The 19870-nt window shown below is 68.1% G+C and carries 6 protein-coding genes; all 6 read right to left on the bottom strand.

The features are described from left to right. Window positions 1-102: 102 nt before the first annotated feature. Complete coding sequence (gene nbtC / locus NV2_RS24430) at window positions 103-3183, bottom strand: nocobactin polyketide synthase NbtC (protein WP_245662764.1); 3081 nt, start codon at window positions 3181-3183, stop codon at window positions 103-105. A gap of 55 nt (window positions 3184-3238) precedes the next feature. After that, the gene (locus NV2_RS24425; RefSeq protein WP_067879010.1) at window positions 3239-4561 is read right to left on the bottom strand and encodes a beta-ketoacyl [acyl carrier protein] synthase domain-containing protein; all 1323 of its coding nucleotides are present in this window, start codon (window positions 4559-4561) and stop codon (window positions 3239-3241) included. A gap of 77 nt (window positions 4562-4638) precedes the next feature. Beyond that, on the bottom strand, window positions 4639-5385 hold the full coding sequence (locus NV2_RS24420) for a thioesterase II family protein (RefSeq protein ID WP_067879007.1): 747 nt from the start codon (window positions 5383-5385) through the stop codon (window positions 4639-4641). Between the two features lie 45 nt (window positions 5386-5430). Next, window positions 5431-10050 (bottom strand): non-ribosomal peptide synthetase, encoded by a 4620-nt coding sequence (locus NV2_RS24415; protein WP_067879004.1) that lies wholly within the window; start codon window positions 10048-10050, stop codon window positions 5431-5433. 60 nt (window positions 10051-10110) lie between these two features. Next, window positions 10111-16206 (bottom strand): non-ribosomal peptide synthetase, encoded by a 6096-nt coding sequence (locus tag NV2_RS24410; RefSeq protein ID WP_067879001.1) that lies wholly within the window; start codon window positions 16204-16206, stop codon window positions 10111-10113. Between the two features lie 46 nt (window positions 16207-16252). Next, window positions 16253-19801 carry an AMP-binding protein gene (locus NV2_RS24405; protein WP_067878998.1) on the bottom strand — a complete coding sequence of 1183 codons (3549 nt, stop codon included), beginning with the start codon at window positions 19799-19801 and terminating at the stop codon, window positions 16253-16255. Window positions 19802-19870: the final 69 nt, after the last annotated feature.

Raw genomic sequence — 19870 nt, 5'->3', positions numbered from 1 at the left:
CCCGACGACCCTCCCGCTGAAGGGGGGTGGGCGCGCAGCCTGCGGCATCGGATCATCCCTCCCGAACGATCATGAAGATGTGCTGGTCGAGGACCGCAGGCCTCACCACCCACCTCCCGCCGGCCGTCGGTGCGCCCGTTCCGGTGCCGCAGCAGGCGAGCCTGCTCCCACCGGCGACGGCCCCGCGCCGAGCATCCGTAGGACATCGTCGAGCGAGGCCCCGCCGATCAGATCGGCGACGGGCAGTTCGTAGTGGAACTCCTCGTCGACGCGGCGGCGCATCTCCAATGCCTGCAACGAATCCAGGCCGACAGCTACCAGGGGTGCGGCGGTATCGATCCCGGCCGGGTCGTCCGCGCCGATGACATCGGTGAGGATGCGCAGCACCCGGTCCGGCGCCGGAGCGGAGTCGGCTGCTCCGCGCTGCGGCTCCGGCTCGATATCGCCGTCGAGCTCCGGCGTGCGCAGATCGGTCAGCAGTGGACCGTAGCCGAATTGACCGAGTACCGAGCGGCCGCGTTCCCAGTCGAAGGCGGCGATGATGGCGTTCGCCGGTAATTCGGTCAGGCTCAATGTGATTGCCGGGTCGGGCGGCATCGGGCGATACCCCACCCTCTCCAGCACAGTGGCCTCGGAGGTACCCGCGCCTCGATGCGTCGACCACCAGCCCCACTGGATCGACACCGCACGGATCCCGTCGGCACGCAGCCGGTACGCCATGGCGTCGAGCATCCGGTTCGCCGCCGCGTAGACCGCCATCCCGCGCCCGCCGATACTCGCCGCCAGCGACGAACACAGCAGGACGCGGCACTGCTCGGACAGTGTCAGCGCGGTCAGCACGGCGGTGATGCCCGTGACCTTCCCGCGCAGGGCCCGCTCCACCCGATCCGGTGTCACCTCGGTCAGCTCGACATTGGTCAGCTCGGCGATGTCGGCAGCCGCGTGCAGCACGAAATCCACCGGCGTGGCACGTAATTCGTCCGCGAGGGCAGCGACCGACGCCACCTCACCCACATCATGGGCCACGACGCGGATATCGGTACCGGAGGCGGCGCCGATCGCGGCGATCCGGTCGGCCGCCGCCCCGGCGCCCGACCGGCTGACCAGCGTGATCCGATGCGCCCCGGCCTCGGCGAAGTGCCGGCAGTATTCGAGCCCCACCCCGCCGGTGCCGCCGATGATCAGCACATGGCTCGGTACCTCGACCGATTGTGCGGGCGCCGGCTCGACCAGCCGCTTCACATAGGTCGCTCCGTCACGCAGCGCCAGTTCGGGCTCCCGCGCAGTATGCAGTGCGGTGACGACGGCCGCGGCATCCGCCGCACCGCCCGCACCGGCGGGCAGATCCAGATGCCGGAACGCGATGCCCGGGTATTCGCCGCCCAGGCAACGGAAGCCCGCGGCAACAGCGGCGGGTACCGGCTCCGGTGGTGGGTCCTGTGCAAGCACCGACTCGGCGCCGACTGTGACGAGCCACCACTGCTTCACCTCGGTGGCGGCGTCGAACCACCACTCTCGCTCACCGAAGAATCGCGCGACCTCGCCGACGGCGTCCGGGCCGGCCTTGCCCGGCAGCAGGACGACAACCGTGTCCGCATCTCCGGTGTCCGGCCGGGACGCCACGTCGATCCGGCGTGCCACCGCCCCCTGATTCTCGGCTTCGTCACACAATGCGGCAGCCAGTTCTGCACAGGCACCGGTGTGGTCGACGACCGCGAGGGTGCAGGGCGCACTCAGCGACCTCCGCTGCGGGCGTTGCCACTGTTCGACCACCACCTGCGGCCCAGCGGTCGTGAGCTCCCGTACCGGCTCGGACGCCACCGGTGTCCGCCGCGCGGTAAGCGCCGGTGCGGACGCGGCGGAATCGTTGTAGGGCAACCACAGTCGCTGCTCGTTCATCCCGGTATTCGGAAAATCGGGCAGTGGCAGCGTGGGCGGTGCGGTATCGATACGCAGCGCATCCCACTCGTAGCGGAGGTCCGCCACCGCCAGATTCGCCAGGTTGCGGGTGAATTCCGACAGGTCGGCAGCGGTACGCACCGAGGTGGCGGTGACGGTGGCAGCGGCGCCGGCGACGGTGATGTTCTCCTGCACCGACAGTGCCAGCGTCGGATGATCGGCCAGCTCGACGAAGGTGTCGACCTCTCGCGCCAGCGCGGCCTCGATCGCGAGATCGAAACGGACCGGATTGCGCAGGTTCCAGAACCAGTATTCGTCCACCGGCAGATCCGGGATGATCACGTCGCCGAGAGTAGCGCCCAGACAGGGTATTTCGGACTCGAGAAACTGCTGGTTGGCGAGCCGGCCACGGACTGCGTCCTGCAGCTCGGTACGAAATTCCGCGACCCGATCGGTATGCGCGGGATACCCCACCCGGATCAGGCGAGCGAAGCGGTCGCGCCCGGTGAGGGTGTCCACCACCTCGCAGACCGTGTGCCGCTCCCCCGAGATCCCCACCAGGCCAGGTGAATTGATCACCGACACCTGCGCCCAGCCCGAGTTGCGGGCGAGCAGGCGTTCGCATTCTTCGCGGCTCGCGGCGGCGACGGCCATGGCATACCGATCCGAGGAGATGGTATCCACCGCGCGGGCGCGGGTACCGACCACGAGTACCGCATCGGCGAGTGTCATCGCACCGGAGACGTATGCGGCCGCGATCTCGCCCTGACTGTGCCCGACCACCAGCTCCGGTCCGATTCCGGCGGCCCGCCACATCGCCGCCAGACCGGCCATCTGAGTGAACAACGCGGGCTGCACGATCCGGGCGGTGTCGTCCGCTCCGTCCGCATCGGCGCTGTCGGAATCCAGCAGATACGCCCGCGGCGATTCGCCGAAAAACTCTTCGAAAAGTGCTGTGCACCGGTCGATTTCGTCGCGGAAAGCGGGGACCCGGTCGTAGAAGAGCCGACCCATCCCGGGCCGTTGTCCGCCCTGACCGGGGAAGACGAATCCAGGGCGGCGCGCGGTGGCCGGTACCTCGGGCCGGATCACCGCGGGGTGAGTGCGGTCCTCGGCGACCGCCTGCAGTGCGGTGATCAGCTCGGCTCTGGTTCCGGCCATGGCGAGCGCACGGTGCCGGCGTGGTGCCCGGGTGCGGAACAGCATGTCGGCGACGCGTTCCGGCGTCACCTCCGGGTGATCACCGAGATAGGTCAGCAGCGTGGCGGCCTCACGTCCCAGCACGGCGGGACTGTCGGAGGACACCAGAACCGGAACGGTGCCGTCCGGCAGACGGTACTCAGACATCGGCGGTCTCCTCGCGCTCCGGCATCTCGACGATCGTGTGTGCGTTGGCGCCGCCGGCCCCGAAGGCGGACACCGCGCCCCAGCGTCTGCCGCGTCGAGCTCGCCAGGGTTGTGACTCGGTGGCCAAGCGCAGGCTCGAGCGGTCCCAATTCACCTTCGTGGTGGGTTTTTCGGCATACAGGCTGGCCGGAATCCGGCCGTGCTGTCCGGCCAGCAGCACTTTGATCAGGCCGAGCACACCGGCCGCGGCCTGGCTGTGCCCGATATTCGATTTCAGCGAGCCGAGCAGCGGTGCCGAGTCGGTGGCACCGTAGGTGTTCTGCAATGCGGTGAGCTCCACGGGGTCACCCGCGCGGGTGGCGGTGCCGTGCCCCTCGATCATCTCCACCTCGGCCGGGTCGATGCCTGCCAGCCGGAACGTCTTGTGAATCACCCGCTCCTGCGCTTCCACCCGCGGTGACAGGATCGGTTTACCCTTCCCGTTGTGATTCTGCGCGGAGGCGAGGATGCGCGCGTACACGCGGTGCCCGAGCCGGCGGGCCCGTGATTCGCGCTCCACGAGCACGAACCCGGCCCCCTCGCCCCAGAGGGTCCCGGTCGCGTCGTCGGCGTAGGAGCGGCAGTGTCCGTCGGACGACAGCGCATTGTGTTTGGCGAATTCGTAGAACAGGATCGGCGAACCCATCACGCACACACCACCGGCCAGCGCCCAGTCGCATTCCTCCGAGCGGACCGCGGCCGCGGCCAGATGGAGCGCGGTCAGCGACGAGGTGCATGCGGTGTCCACGGTCAGCGACGGGCCGGTCAATCCCAGGCAGTGCGATACCCGGCCGGCGACACTCATCGTCACCTGCCCGACCACCCGGTATCCGCTGTAGTCGTTGACCTCGGCACCGCGCGGACCGTATTCCATCGGCAAGGTACCGATGAAACAGCCGCCCTCTTCACCCTCGACTGCGACGGGATTGATGCCGGAGTTCTCCAGGGCCTTCCAGGCGACGCGAAGTGCCACGCGCTGCTGGGGGTCGGTGGCGAGTGCCTCGTGCCGGCCGATACCGAAGAATGCCGGGTCGAACGATGCCGCCCGATCCAGGAATCCGCCGGCATCGGGTACCGCGCCCCAGCCGTCCAATTCCGACAGTGACAGCATTTCCTCGACCGGCCAGCCGCGGTCCCGCGGAAACGGGCCGATCAATTCCCGCTCGTCCGTCAGGGCCGACCACAACTCGGCCGGTCCGTCTATTCCGCCCGGCGCCTCGACCGCCATCCCGGAAATTACTATGTGGTCGACGTCTTCTTTCGTCGCCGATGTCATCGCTGCTCCCCGCTGTAGTTTGCTATCGGTCGAACTGCTCGGCCGCGCCGAAATTCGGTGTCACATCGATCCGGGAGCTACCCGGATCCGGCGATTCCGGCCGTCGATTCGGCGATGGCATCGATGTGATCGTTGTGGAAGAAATGACCGCCCTCGAACACCGATACTTCGGTGTCGGCCGCATGTTTGCGCCATCCGTGCAGATCCGCGACGGAGACGATCGGGTCGCGGTCGCCGCCCAGCGCGTGTACCGCCGCACGCAGCCGGGCGTCCGCCGGTCCGGAATACGCATCGCAGGCGCGGTGGTCTGCCTGCAACACCGGCAGGGCCAGCCGCATGATCTCTCGGTTTCCGAGCACATCTCCGCCGGTGCCCTCGAGCATGGCGAGGTGATCGAGCAGGTCCTCGTCTCCGGTGGGTGTGCGCGGGCGAGTGTCGGCGCGGCACGGCGGCACCGCCGCGGCCACGGTCAGCAATCGCACGTCGATTCCGGCGGCCTCGGCCATCCGGACGAATTCGAACGACACCAGCGCGCCCATACTGTGCCCGAAGGTGTAGATCGGGGTACTGCGATGGAAGGCCGAGCCGATGAATTCGTGCAGCGCACCGGAGGCGATATCGGGAAGTGAGACCGGTAACGGTTCGCTCGCCCGGTCCTGCCGTCCGGGATATTGAAATACGATCACGTCGAAATGCGCGCTGAATGCTTTGGAAAACTTCCGGTACGTCGACGCCCCGGCCCCGGCGTGCGGAAATATCAGTAGCGGCGGACTGCCCGAGGTTCCGGGTTTGTGAAACTTCCTGATCCATCCCGGTTTATGCATATCGTCCCTTCGTCGCCCCCTGCGGACGGTGTCGGTCGGAACGCCTCAGTGGTCGACTGCGGCGGCGACTGCGGCGATGCTGCGATTCCACAGCGCCGCCAGTCGAACAGCATCTTCAGAGGTGAACAGCGTTGAACTCCAGCGCCATTGGGTTGTCAGCACGGGCCCGTCCGGACCACCCTCGACACCGGCAACGACATCGAGTGCATAGCGCAGCGGGAGGTCCGGCTCCGGCGCGATGGGCATGGCATCGGCGAAGGTTTCGTCGGTGACGATCGACCAGTCGGCACTGTCGTTGCGCATCAGGTCGGCACGCCCCAGGTAGTTGAATTCGACCTGTGGCTCGGCTACTCCGGCGAGTTCGGAAACTCCCGCTACTTGCTGTAGTAGCCCGAAATCCAGTCCGTTAAACGGGATTTCAGCGATATGTCCGGTTATCTCGGTGAGCAGTCGCCGTACCGCCACCGGATCGACCTCGGCGGTATCGATATCGACGGTGGAGGCGCCCGCGCCCAGTCGAACCGGGAAGACCGTGGTGAACCAGCCCACCGTTCCGGACGTATCGGCCCCGATCACCTCGTCCGCCCGCCCGTGGCTCTCCAGAGCGATCAGCGCACCGTCGGTGGGATCCTGGCCACGACCCCGGCGCCACGACGCCAGCGTGATGGTCAGCGCCGTGAGCAGGGCTTCGCGCACGCCCTCATCCCGGGAAGCGGTCCGCAGCACCGCCGCGGTCGTGGCAGTAGGCGTGCGAATCATGGTGGCCTGCAACGAGGCCCAGGTATCGACCGCGGGATCGGGTTTGCGGTGACCGATCGCGGGATCCGGCGCCTGCACCTGGGCCGCCCAATAGTCGCGTTGCCGCGTCCGGGAGTCCACGTTGTCCGCCCGCTCCCACAGCAGCTGCGAGAAGGCCCGGTACGAGGTGGGTTCGTCGAGCACTTTCGGTGTGGCGCCGGAACAGATCTGCTCCCAGGCCGCGGTCAGATCGGAGGTGAGAATATGCCACGACACCACGTCCACGGCGATATGGTGAATGGCCAGGAACAGCAGATCACCACCGGCGGGGCGGCGGAACCAGGCCGCGCGCACCATATTTCCGGTGTCCGGGTCGATCTCCTCGAGTGCGGCGTGCGTGGCGTCGCGTAGGTCCGCCCCACCGGCGGCCGCGGGGATATCGACGATCCAGGTGAGCACCTCCGCGGCCTGGACAGCTCCGGGTTCGCGGGTGATCAGGCGCGGACCGGCGGCGGTGTGGGTCAGGTGTGACCGCAGCACATCGTGACCGTCGAGCACCGTCTGCAGCATGGTGGTGAGATCGGCCCGGGTCACCCCTTCGGGAACGGTGAGCAGCATGTTCTGGGTGAACCGCCGATAGTTCCCGTGATCGAACATCCACGACACGATCGGCAGCGGCGGCACCTGTCCGTAGGTCTCCCCGTCGCCCGAAGACACCTGTGTCACACCACGGTCCAGCGCCGCGGCGAGATCACGAATGGTGGGATTGGCCAGTACCGTGCGGGCGTTCACCGCCAGTCCGGCGCGGCGAGCCCGGTTCACCAGGGCGATGGCGACGATGCTGTCCATCCCGAGCGCGAAGAAGTCCTCGTCCACGCCGGGTGCGCGGCCCTCGAACACCTCTCCGATCAGCGCGCCGAGTGTCTTCTCGGTCGGCGTGGCCGGCGGCGTCTTTCGAGCACCACTGCCGTCGCCGAGCGCATTCTCGGCCAGGCGCTCCAGCTCGCGCACATCGAGCTTGCCGTTCACCGTCACCGGCAGCCGCGGCACAACCACGATGCGCGAGGGAATCATGTAGGCGGGCAACCGCTTCGCCAGCGCCGCCCGCATGGCCACCGGGTCGAGGGCGGACCCCGGTGCACCGGCGACGAATCCGACGAGCCCGGCGCCCGCCCCGCGGCGCAGCACCGTGGCCGCGGCGGCCGCGACCTCCGGCAGCATCCGCAACGCGGTGTCGACCTCGCCGATCTCGATCCGGTACCCACGCACCTTGACCTGTGCGTCGGCCCGTCCCAGGTAGGTCAACCGGCCGTCGCTACGCCGGCGCACCAGATCGCCGGTGCGATACATCCGGCCACCCGCGTGTAGTGGGTCGGCCACGAAACGGTCCGCGGTGCCGCCCGGGCGGGCCGCATAACCACGAGCCAACTGCGGTCCGGCCACATACAATTCGCCGATCACCCCGACCGGTACCGGACGCAACCGGGAATCGAGAACATATCCCGAGGTGCCGGCGGTGGGGGTACCGATGGTCGGTGCGTCCGCGTGCGGCTCGGCGGCGTCGATCGTGCTCACATCCGCTACCACCGCCTCGACCGTGGTCTCGGTAGGCCCGTAGCAATTGTGCACGGCTACCTCCGGCAGCGCGCGCAGCTGCTCCCACAGCTGCGAGTCGATGGCCTCGCCCCCCAGGGCGACCACCGCCGGCGGACGACGCAGCAGTCCGGCGGCGGTCAACTGCCGGAACAGCGACGGCGTGGTGTCGATCATGTCCAGGCCGTAGCGGTCCATCCCCGCGACCAGGCAGTGCGCATCCCGCATCGCCTCGTCGTCGAACAGATGCAGTGCGTGACCGTCGAGCAGTCCGATCAGCGGCTGCCAGGACGCGTCGAAACTCAGCGACCAGGCGTGCGCGATCCGCAGTTTCCGCCCCAACCGCGCCACCGCGGGCCGGTACACCCGCTCCCGATGATCCAGGAAATAGCTGATCACGGCCTCATGGGTGCCGATGACGCCCTTCGGCTCACCGGTCGAGCCCGAGGTGAAGATGAGGTAGGCGCTGCCCGCGGAGTGCCCGGCGGATTCCGGCGGTTCCGACGGCCGGGTATCGATCCGTCGCGCGACCCGTGGGTCGTCGAGCCGCAGCACCCGGTGCTCCTCGAACAGGGGTGCTCCGTCCTCGTCGAGCAGTGCGCCGTGATCGGTATCGGTCACTACCAGCTGCGGTGCGGATTGCCGGAGAATCGACTCGATCCGCGCCGCGGGCAATGCGAGGTCCACCGGCACGTAGGCGCCGCCGGCGGCCAGGGTCGCCAGGACCGTGACGATCGCGCGCGGGCCCCGCGGCAGCAATACCGCGACCACGCGTTCCGGCCCGATCCCGGCGGCGATCAGTTCCCCGGCCAGCCGCGCCGACTGCTCGTGCAGTTCACGGTAGGTCAGGACGACGTCGTCGGTGGTCAGTGCCACCGCGTCCGGCGTCGCCGCCGCTTGCCGCGCGAACAATGTGAAAATCGAGGTGGCAGAAACGGTGTCGAGATCTGCCACCGACGCCGTGGTCGAGGCACGCAACAGCGCCTGCGCATCGGGCCTCGGCAGTACCTCGAGCTCCGCACACCTGGTGTGGGTGGATTCGGGCAACTCGCGCAGCACGGCAAGCATGGCCGCGCCGATATCGTCCGGCAGATACGGCACCGACTCACGAACCGCCTCCACGACCACCATCAGCTCGTCCCCCAGCAGATGCGAGACCACCGTCAACGGGTAATGCGTGAGGTTCTCGGTCATCACCGGGCGCAGCGTGACACCGCCGTCCAGGGTGGCGTCGTTGAACGCCTCCTCCATGGGCGCGTTCTGGAAGACGAACATGGTGTCGAACAGTGCGCCGTGCCCGGCCGCGCGTTGTACCGCCGACAGACTCAGATATCCGAGCTCGCGCATGGCAGCCGATTCTCGTTGCAGCCGAGCGCATTCGGCAGCCGCGGATCCGTCGGGATCCAGCCGGAACGCCACCGCGACGGTATTGAGGAACAGGCCGATGATGTGTTCCACGCCGGGCAGTTGATCCGGCCGCCCGGTGACGACGGTCCCGTATACGACGTCGCTGCGGTCGGTCAGCCGCGACAGCACCAACGTCCAGGCGAACTGGACCACGGTGTTCAGCGTCAGGCCCTGAGTTCGTGCCCAGGTGCGTACCCGAGCGGTCTCGTCGGCCGAGAGAGTGAAGCGAGTGATCTCGGCCGGCGCCGACACCTCGGCGCTGTCGATGCCCATCGCCGCACCGCCGTCGGCCACCATCAACGGCCCGTCGACGACGCCCAGATACTCCACCCAGCGCTGCTGAGCCGATGCCATGTCCTGGGCGGCCAGCCAGGCAATGTAATCGCGGTACGGACGCACCGGCGGCAGCTCCCGCGCGGAGCCTCCGGACCCGTACAAGGCACGCAGTTCGGTGAAGAACAGTCCGAGCGACCAGCCGTCGATCAGGATGTGGTGCATCGTGACGATCATCCGGCGCCGCTCGACCCCGGCGCCGTCCGAGGGCACCCGCACCAGCAGGACCCGCAGCGCCGGCCCCCGGCTCAGATCGAAACCACGGCGTATCTCGGCGGCGGTCACCGTATCCAGTTCCTCGGGCGCCGAATCGATCTCCGACCACGGCAATTCGACGTCACTGGGTACGATCTGCACCGGGCGAGGCAGGTCCTCGTCCCAGAACACCGCTCGCAGATTCGAATGCCGACGCAGCAGCGCCTCCATGGCGCGCCGCATGCGGGAGCCGTCCAATGGTCCGTCGATATCCACGACGAACGGGATCGTGTACACATCGTCGTCCCCGGACAGGTGGGACAGCGAGAACAGTCCCTCCTGCAGCGGAGCCAGCGCCAGCACGTCCTCTATCTGCGCATCGCCGTCACTCATCGTCATGCCTCCCGATCCCCACGTCGTTGGGCCCTACGTTGTCGCCGCTGTCGGCCTACCGGCGGCCTATTGCCACATGCGCCGCATCACCAGCAGTCCCTGGTCCTCGTCGTCGAGCACCGCGGCACCGCTGATCGCCTCGTCCGGTGCATCCGCCATGGCGTGCAGGGTGTTGCTGAACGCCGCCTCGATGATGCGGGCGTCGTCGTCTTCGAAACAGTCCTCGCCGTAGAAGATCGCCGCCTGCACCGAATCGCTGGGGAGCAGCGAATTGGCCGGGAAGATCATCAGCAGCAGCGCGTTGTCGGTGGCGCCGGCGCCCTCGAACGAGGCCAATTCCAGTCCCGCGCTGTCGAGTAGCGCTTCGAGCTGCCGGCGACCGGGCGGATAGGACTCGAAGACGAACATGGTGTCGAACAGCTTGCGGCTGCCCGCGGCCCGCAGCGCCGAGGTCAGCGGATAGCTGTGGTACTCCATGAGTTCCATGCGCCGGGTCTGCACCTCGGTGAGGTGTTCGCGCCAGGTCTTCGCACCCGAGAACTCGATCACCGCCGGAATGATGTTGGCGAAACAACCGATCGCGTTGTCCACCTCGTCCAGATCGGCCGGTCGGCCCGAGACCGCCTCGCCGAAGACCGTGGTCTCGTCACCGCTGACGTAACGCAACGCATTCGCCCACGCCAACTGGCAGATCACACTGAAGGTGGTGCCGATCTCGGAGGCCAGCGCGGTGAGCCGGTCCACGAGTTCGTCCGGAATCACGAAGGATCGCTCCACCGGGACGCCCTCACCACCGGCACCGCGACCGGGCGCGACCAGACAGGGCTGCACACCGTCGAGCACCGGGCTCCACGCCGCTTCCACCGCCTCGCGTTCCGCCTCGACGAGCGACAGGAACTTGCCGAAGGTGTCCGGGGTCGCGATCGGCTCGGCACCGGCAACCGCGTACTCGGCGAACACCTCTCGCGCCACCAACTGACCGGACCAGCCGTCGAGCAGCATATGGTGCATGGTCAGCACGATGGTGTGTACATCGCCGGGAAGGTGCAGCACGGTCACTCGGGTGAGCGGGCCCCGCGACAGGTCGAACTGCTCGGCCTGATCGGCGCGGTAGAACTCGTGCAGCCGGGCGTTCGTATCCGGCACCGCGGTCAGGTCGATCTCGCGGACCGGAACCGGCATCTGCCCGGCTACGATCGCATAGGGCTGCCCGGCATGCGACACCGACAGTGTCACACGCAGATTCGGGTATCGATTCAGGACGGTGCCGAAGGCCCGGTCCAGCCGGGCGACGTCCAGCGCACCGCGCACGCCGATGAGTGTCTGCACGTTGTAGACGTCGCGCGCACCCGCGCTCAGCGCGGTGAGGTACAACCCGGCCTGCATCGGCGCCAGCGGGTACACGTCCTCGTACTCGCCGTAGATCTCGTGCCACCGGTCCAGATCGAGCTGCGTGGGTCCGTCGGCCAGCACATCACTCGGGCTCAACCGGCGCGCCTGGTTGTCCCGCACCGCCTTGGCGAGTTCACCCAGCCCGGACTCCCACAGTTCGGCCAGCTCGCGCACATCGTCTTCGGACAGTGCGTCGCCGGGATAGCGGAAGGAGGCCTGCAGGCTCACCCGGTCGTCCTCGGTGAGCGCGACGGTGTTGATGTCGAGCAGCGCCGGGGCGGGCATGGTGGCATTCGCATGGCCGCCCATGTACCCGAATTCCGGTGCGGCCGAGAAGTTCTCCACCTCACCCTCGGATGCGGCGGCGGCGAATCGGCCCATGTAGTTGAAGCTGATCTGTGGGGTGCGGTACTGCTCCAGCGCCGGGCGGGTCGCGGTGTCGATCCAGCGCAACAGACCCCAGCCGATACCGGAATCCGGTACCGCCAGCAGCTGCTCCTTGACCGCCTTGACCGCCGGCTCCATCCCGCCGCCTCCGCTGACGTCGAGCGTTACCGGATAGGTGGTGGTGAACCAGCCAACGGTGTTGGCCAGATCCACACCGGAGAACAGGGTTTCGACCCGGCCGTGTCGCTCCATGGTGAGCGACACGGTCTCGGCATCGGTGTCACGGCGCTGTCGGAACCGGTGCACGGCCACCGCGAGCGATGCCACCTGCAGGTCGAGGAAATCGCAGCCGAAGGCCGCGGTCGCGGTGGTCATCAGGAAGGCGGTGTCGTCGGAGTCGAGGGTGGCGGTGAGTTCGCGGACGGTCGCGACGGTGTCGACGGCCGGATCCAGTTCCCGCTCGCCCAGCAGCGGATCCACGCCCTCGGCGGCGGCGGCCCAGTACGGGAGCGTGTCCCGGATGGTACTGGTGCCGGCCAGCTCGAGCAGGCTGGTGTTCCAGGTCTTCACCGAGGTACCGGCTTCGGCCGGAGCGTCGAGGTCACCCCAGAGCTGACGCAGGTCGTCGTGCAGGATGCGCCAGGACACGCCGTCGACGACCAGGTGGTGGATCACCAGCAGTAGCCGGCCCTGTGCGTTGTCGTCGGAACGCACCCGGACCGCGGCGACCATCCGCCCGTCGGCGGGGTCCAGCAGTTCGGCGGCTTCACGCAGCTTCGCGCGCAGTTCCGCGCCCGCGGTGCGGTCCCATTTCCCGGCGGGCAGCACCACCTCGGTGAGCGTCGGTGCGGCGGTGTCGTCGGCGATGTGGAATGCGGTGCGGCCCTCGGCATCTTCGGCCAGTCGGGCGCGCAGCATCGGATGCCGGTCCACCAGCGCCCCGACCACAGCGGTGACCTGCTCGAGAGTGCTGTGCGGCGGGGTCACCACCGCAGTGGCCTGGACGTACGCGCTGTAATCGGCCGCCGTCTCGGTGAGCATGGTGGCGATCGGGTTGAGCGGAATCCAGCCCGTCTCGGAGCCGACCTCCGCCAGTGCGGGAGCACCGCCGGCGACGATCGGTTCGGCCGCCGCGGCGATCCGTGCGACCGTGCGCGCGTCGAACAGCGCACTGGTCGTGATGAGCAGACCACGCTTCTTCAGTGCCGACGCCATCCGGATCGCGGTGATGGAGTCACCGCCCAGCGCCAGAAAGTCGTCGTCGGCGGCCAGATCGGTGCCCTCGGGCAGCCCGAGGACCTGCCGCACCGCATCGGCCACATGCCGTTCGGCGCCTTCACGCAGCACCCGCCCGCGACCGGTGCTACCGCCCAGATCGGGGGCCGGTAGCGCCCGGCGATCCAGCTTGCCGTTGGCGGTCAGCGGCAGTTCGTCCAGTCGCACCAGCGCGGCGGGAACCATATATTCCGGAAGCCGTTCGGCCAGATGTGCGCGGATCCGGTCGTCGGCATCGGCACCGAGAGCCGAATCGGACTCGGGCACATAGTAAGCCGCCAGCGCGAGGTCGCCGGCACTCTGCCGCACCGTGATCGCGACCGCGGAGGCGATCCCGGGCATCCGGCGCAGCACGGTGCCGATCTCGCCCAGTTCGATGCGATGGCCGCGCACCTTCACCTGGTCGTCCACGCGGCCCAGATATTCCATCCGCCCCCGGCCGTTCCAGCGCACGATATCGCCGGTGCGATACATCCGTGCGCCCGAGGCGCCCGCGAACGGGCAGGCCACGAATGCTGCGGCCGTCAGGTCGGGGCGCCGGTGGTAACCGCGGGCCAATTGCACACCACCGAGGTAGAGCTCGCCGACCACGCCCGGCGGGACCTGACGCAACTGCTCGTCGAGTACGTATACCGACGAATTGGATTCGGGACGGCCGATGAGCGCCGAGCGGATCTCGTTGCCGGCCTCCTCGGGATCGCAGCCGGAGAAGTCCTCGTGCATGAGATCCATCGACCCCTCGGTGGGGCCGTACAGTCCCAGCACGGTGCCACCGAAGAACCGGCTCGATTCCTCGACCAGGGCCGGGGGAACGGATTCACCGCCGAGGTACACATAGCGCATGGACTGCAGCCGCGCCGGATCCGGTCCGGCATCGATGAAGGCCCGAACCACACTGGGCACCAATGAGATCTGGGTGATGCGATGCCGGTGGATGATGTCGGCGAGCGCCTCCACGTCGGCCTGCCACCACTGCGGGGGCGGCAGCACCGTGGCCGAGCCGGTGCACAGCGCGTTCACCAGTTCGAACACCGAGACATCGAAACCGATGGGCGCCTTCTGCAGGATGCGTTCCTCGCCGAAGGCCAGATAGTCACGCATCCACTGCACATGGTTGGTGACTCCACGATGATGGATCACCACGCCTTTGGGGCGGCCGGTGGTACCGGAGGTGTAGAGCAGATAGCAGGCGTCGAGCGGGTGGATCGGACGAGTGAGCTCGGACTCGGGCAGGGCGGTACCATCGCTGCTCGCCAGGCGTTCCACGACCGAGGGGTCGGCGAGATCGACTGCCGGCACCGTGGTCTCGACAGGCAGCGCCTGTTCGGAGGAGAGCAGCAGCAGAGCCGGCTCGGCGTCGGCGAGCATATATTCGATGCGGTCGGCCGGGTAGCTGGGATCGATCGGGAAGTAGACCGCACCCACCCGCTGCACCGCGGCGAACGCGATCGGCAGCCGTTCGCTGCGCTCGGCGTACACACCGACCGGATCACCCTGCCGCACACCGTCTTCCAGCAGTAGCCGAGCCAGCCGGTTGACACGGGCGTCGAATTCGCGATAGCTCAACTCGATATCGCCGAAGACCACCGCGGTCCGGTCGGGATGCTCACGACTGACACGGCGGATCATCGCATCGACGGTGTCGGCCTCGATGGCGACGGCCGTGCCGTGCGACCACTCGGCCAACGCTGCCCGGTCGGAGCCCGACAACCTGGTCAATTCGGCGATCGGCTGGTCCGGAGTGGCCGCGACGAGTACCTGATCGATGTACTCGTGCAGGCGATCGATAGTCGTCGCGTCGAAAAGATCGGTGCGATAGGTGATCTGCACATCGGTGCGGTCGGTGTGCATGAAGGTTTCGACCACCAGCGGCAGCAGTGCGCCACCGTTGTGCATCAACTCCCAGCTGGTCGTGACACCCGGCAGCTGCGGGCCGTCGATCTTCTGATGCAGGAACAGCACCATGGTGTCGAACAGATTCGAGCCCACATTGCCGGTCGCGGCATTCACCGCGCGCACGATCTGTTCCTGCGGGAAATGCTTGTGCCCGAACGCATCGGTGATCACGCCGCGCACCTGCTCGACCAGAGCATCGAAGCGCAGCTCACCGTCGGCGGCGATATGCAGCGGGAGCATATTGCTGAGGTTGCCGACCAGCAGTTCCATCCCCGATTCCTCGCGGTTGGCTACGGTCGTGCCGATGACCATATCCGCGCGGCCGGTCAGCTGCCGCAGGGCGAGATAGTAGGCGGCGAGGAAAACCGAGAACGGGGTGGTGCGCAGTTGCGCGGTGAGGCGGCGCAGCGAGGCGTCACCGTATTCGCTGAGCAGCTTGTCCGAACGCTCGCCGCGCTCGGTGACCGTGACCGGCCGGCGGTCGTAGGGCAGTTGCAGCTGGGGCAGCTCACCGTCGAAGCGGCTCTTCCAGAATTCGATGTCCTCGGTGTGATCGTCGGCGGCGAATCGGTCGGCCTCCCACTCGGCGAAATCGGCCACCTGCAGTCGCAGCGGCTCGACCTGCACCGCTCCGGTGCGGGCCTGCCGATAGAACGTCTCCACATCACGAGACAGGGCCGGGAGGGTCATGCCGTCCCAGGCGATGTGCTGAACGACCACGATGGCGACGAGTTCGGTGGCGTGCACGCGGGCAAAGGTGACCCGCAACGAGGATTCGGCGGTGAGGTCGAATGTTTCGCTCGCCGCGGCCTCGGTCAGCGACCGCACCTGCTGCCGAGCCGCTTCCGGTTCCGTGCCGGACAGATCCACCTCGCGCAGCCGGGGCGGCAGCTCCTGATGGATCCGCTGATAAGGCTCACCGTCGTCGTCGATGTGATATGTGGTGCGCAGGACTTCATGCCGCTGCGCCAGCGCCTCGAAAGCCGTATGCAACGCGTGCGTGTCGACCACACCGGTGAAGGTGAGCGCCAGGCACAGGTTGTAGGCGGAGCTGCCGGGCGAGATCTGCTGATGCGCCCACACATTGCGCTGCCCGAACGACAGGGGCGCCCGGTGCCGATCGCGGCGGACCCCGACAGCGGCGGTGCCCCCCAAACCTTCCTCGGCGAGCCGAGCCGCCATCGCTACCTGCAGGTCTTCCAGCGAACGCATCTGACGAACCAATCTGTCTACAACGAGAATCCGGGTCGAGCGGCGCTCAGTGGCCGCTACCGGCGAGTGCCGAATCCTGCTGCGGCACCGGCACCTCGGCCAGTTCCAGCAGAATCCGCGACGCCTGTCGCAGGCGATCGGGGTCGGCCTCGGCGTCCAGCAGCCCCGCGGCGATCCGGCGCACCGTGCGTCCACCGAACACCAGGGTCACACCGAACTTCTCCACCGCGAGCAGCCCCCGCACCTTCGCGGTGAGCGTGGTAGCGAGGATCGAGTTGCCGCCGACCTCGAAGAAATCCGTTTCCATGCCGACGGTTTCGACGCCCAGCAGCTGCGCGGCGATATACCCCACCGCGGCCTCGACCTCATCGGCCGCGGGCACGAAGTTCGGTTCGACACCGGCGCCGGTATCGAGCAGACGGATGAGCGCGGCGCGATCGTATTTACCGTTGGCGGTGAGCGGGAGGGCATCCAGCACCTCGACCGCCTCGGGAATCATATGGGCCGGAAGCAGTTCGGCCAGCGCGGTACGCACCTCGGCACCGGTACTGCTGCCCGCACCGACAACCGCGGCGACCAGCCGCCCGGAGTCGGTCACCAGCGCGACCGCCCGGCTCACGGCCGGCAGTTCGGTCAGCGCCGCCTCGACCTCGCCGAGCTCGACGCGGTAGCCGCGGATCTTGACCTGATGATCGGCGCGGCCGAGGAAGTCGACCGTGCCGTCGGGCAGATAGCGGGCCAGATCGCCGGTGCGGTACCAGCGCCGACCGTCGAGCTCCAGGAAACGCTGCGCGGTGCGTTCCGGATCGCCGCGGTAACCGTCGGCGACACTCGTGCCGCCGATCCACAGTTCGCCGACCACCCAGTCCGGGCAGTCCTCACCCCGTTCGTTCACCACCCGCATCGCCACATTGGCCAGCGGGGTGCCGTAGGGCACGCTCGGCCACTCCGCCGGGAAGTCGTCGCCGACCTCGCAGACGGTGGAATGGATCGCCGCCTCGGTCGCGCCGCCCAGCCCCGCGAAACGCAGGCCGGGCACCAGCGCACGCAAGCGGTGACCCAACTCGGCGGCCACCCGGTCACCACCGGTGATGACCACACGTAGCGACCGCAACTGCTGCGACGCTGCCGCCTCCGGTCGCGTCGCTCCTGCCACGGTGTAATCGGTGGCAGGAGCGGCTCCCTCCGTGGTGACGCGCGCTGCCGCCTCCGGTCGCGTCGCTCCTGCCACGGTGTCGAGCAGCATGCCGATCAGCCCGGGTGCGCAGTTGAGTACGGTCACGCCGTGTTCGGCGATCAGCTCGGCCCAGGCCTGGACGTCGCGTTCGGTCTCGGGGTCCACGCACACCAGCGCGCCACCACGGGCCAGCGGGGCGAAGATGTCGTACACCGACAGATCGAATTCCAGCGAGGACAGGCCGAGCATGCGTTCCTCGTCGCCCAGGTCGAAATGGGCGGCCAGGGCATCGATGGTGTTGGCCGCGGCGCGATGACTGACCTCGACTCCCTTGGGCTCACCGGTGGATCCGGAGGTGAACAGCACATAGGCCGTCGCATCGGGTGCGACACTGCGCGGGGCGTCGAGTTCCGGACCCGCCAGCGCGGCGGTCAACGCGATGCCGGTGACCCCGTCGGGCAGTTCGGTCGCGGTGTCGACCAGGGCGATGCGGGCACCGGAGCGCGTCAGGATACGGTCGCGCCGGGCCGGCGGCTGACCGGTCCCGATCGGTACATAGGTGGCACCGGCGGCGAGCACACCGAGCACGGCGGGAATCTGGCGGTGCCCCTTGCCGATCACGACCGCGACGGTGTCACCGGGCTGCACTCCGGCATCGGCGAGCGATCGGCCCACGGCCAGGGCCTGACGGGCCAGTTCGCCGTAGCTGCTTCCTGATCCGCCGCGCCACCGCAATGCCGCACGCTGCGGATCCTGTTGTGCGAGCGTGAAGAACGCGTCGTGCAGCGTGCGCTGTCCGAAATCGGCCGCGGTGTCGTTGACCCGCGCGCGGATCTCACACTGCGCGGCCGGCAACGCGATGGACAGCGGTGCATGCCAGTCCGATTCGTTGTCGACGAGCGTCAACAGCAGGGTGCGGAACTCGTCGAACATCGCCTCGATGACACCGGCGGGCAGGGCGTCACGGCGCACGTCCCAGTTCACCAGCAGGCCCCCGGAAAGTTCGGCCACCTGCGCGTCCAGGTCGACCTGCGGACCCTGCGACAGCACCCACACGGGCTCACCGAACAGGCGGGTCACGCTGTCGGAGAACAGTTCTCCGAGGTCCAGGCCGGAGGTGAAGACCACCGACGGGGTGACCGGCGCACCGCGCAGCCGCCCCAGATCGCGGAGGACGTCGAGCCCCTCGTAGGTGGAATGCGCAGCACAGGTGTGCAATTCACGTTGTAAGCGCTTGGCGCGCTGCAACGCTGATTCCGGATTGCGCGCATCCACGTCGACCAGTACCGAGTTGGTGAAATCGCCCACCACGCGGTCGACGTCGTCGTGGAAGGGCTCACGGTCGAACAGCGGGACGTTCAGCAAGAAGCGCTGCTGGGCGGACCAGCGGGCGATGACCTCGGAGAACACGGTGGCGAGGGTGACGGCCGGCGTCACGCCGTGGCCGTGCGCGACCTTGTGCAGCTGCGCCTTCGCCTCGGGCGAGAACCAGTGATTCAGACGGATGCTGCGCGCGGGATCGCGACGCTCGTTCTCGGGAACCACCGGCAGCGTGGGAATTTCGGGCAGATCCGCGAGACGCTGCTGCCACCAGTCGCGAGCGGCCGAGTTGTCGGGGGCGGTGCGCTGCTTACGTTCGAGGTATTCGGCGAAGGTGTAGCCGATCGCATCGTCCGGTTCGGTATCGGAGTCGTAGAGCGCGGCCAGATCGTTGAGGACGCGACGGTAGCTCTGCGCGTCACCGGCGAGCATATCGACATCGACGTGCACCCGGTGCGCGCCGTCGGGCAACGAGGTGAGGGTGATGTCGACGACCTTGCCGACCTCGACATCCATGCACTGGTGACTCTTCTCGTCGCGCAACCGCTCCAGCTCGGCGGCCGGATCGGCGGCGGCGGTCAGGTCCACGGCGCGAAATACCGGGTGCAGCGGCTCGGGCAGTACCCGCTGCGTACCACTGTCGGTGAACTGCACCCGCAACTGCGGATGGCGGCGTACCAGCCGCGTGACCGCGCGTGCCATTCGCTCGGCTTCCAGTCCGTGGCCGTCGAATTCGACGTAGAGGTGGGCGGCGACCCCGCCGAGCTGCTGATCCTGGCGGCGACCGACCCAGTAGGCGTGTTGCATGGTGGCCAGCGGGAATTCCTCGCCGTCGGCAACGGACCCAGCCGGCTCGGCGGGCACCTCGGGCTCGGGTTCGGCCGCGCCCAGCAGTCGCGCCCACGAGGTGACCGTCGGCTCCAGCGCGAGCTCGGAGCTGCGGACCTCGTGGCCCTGCTTACGCCAGCGACCCGCCAGACGCATCAACATCATCGAGTGCATGCCGAGGCCCACCAGGTCGTCGTCGTAGCCGATGGCTTCCGGTTCGAGTTCCAGCTCTGCCGCCACGATATTGCGAACGTCCGCCTTGCCGAGCATCAGACAACACTCCTCACCGGCCTGAAAAATCGGGCCTGACCACACACGTAAAAGGCTAGGCTTGCCTAA

Origin of the sequence: Nocardia vermiculata NBRC 100427, assembly GCF_001613265.1 — a bacterium.
In the GTDB taxonomy this organism is placed as follows: Bacteria; Actinomycetota; Actinomycetes; order Mycobacteriales; family Mycobacteriaceae; genus Nocardia; species Nocardia vermiculata.
Note: the sequence above shows the minus strand (reverse complement) of the source record. Positions and strands in the feature narration are given on the sequence as shown.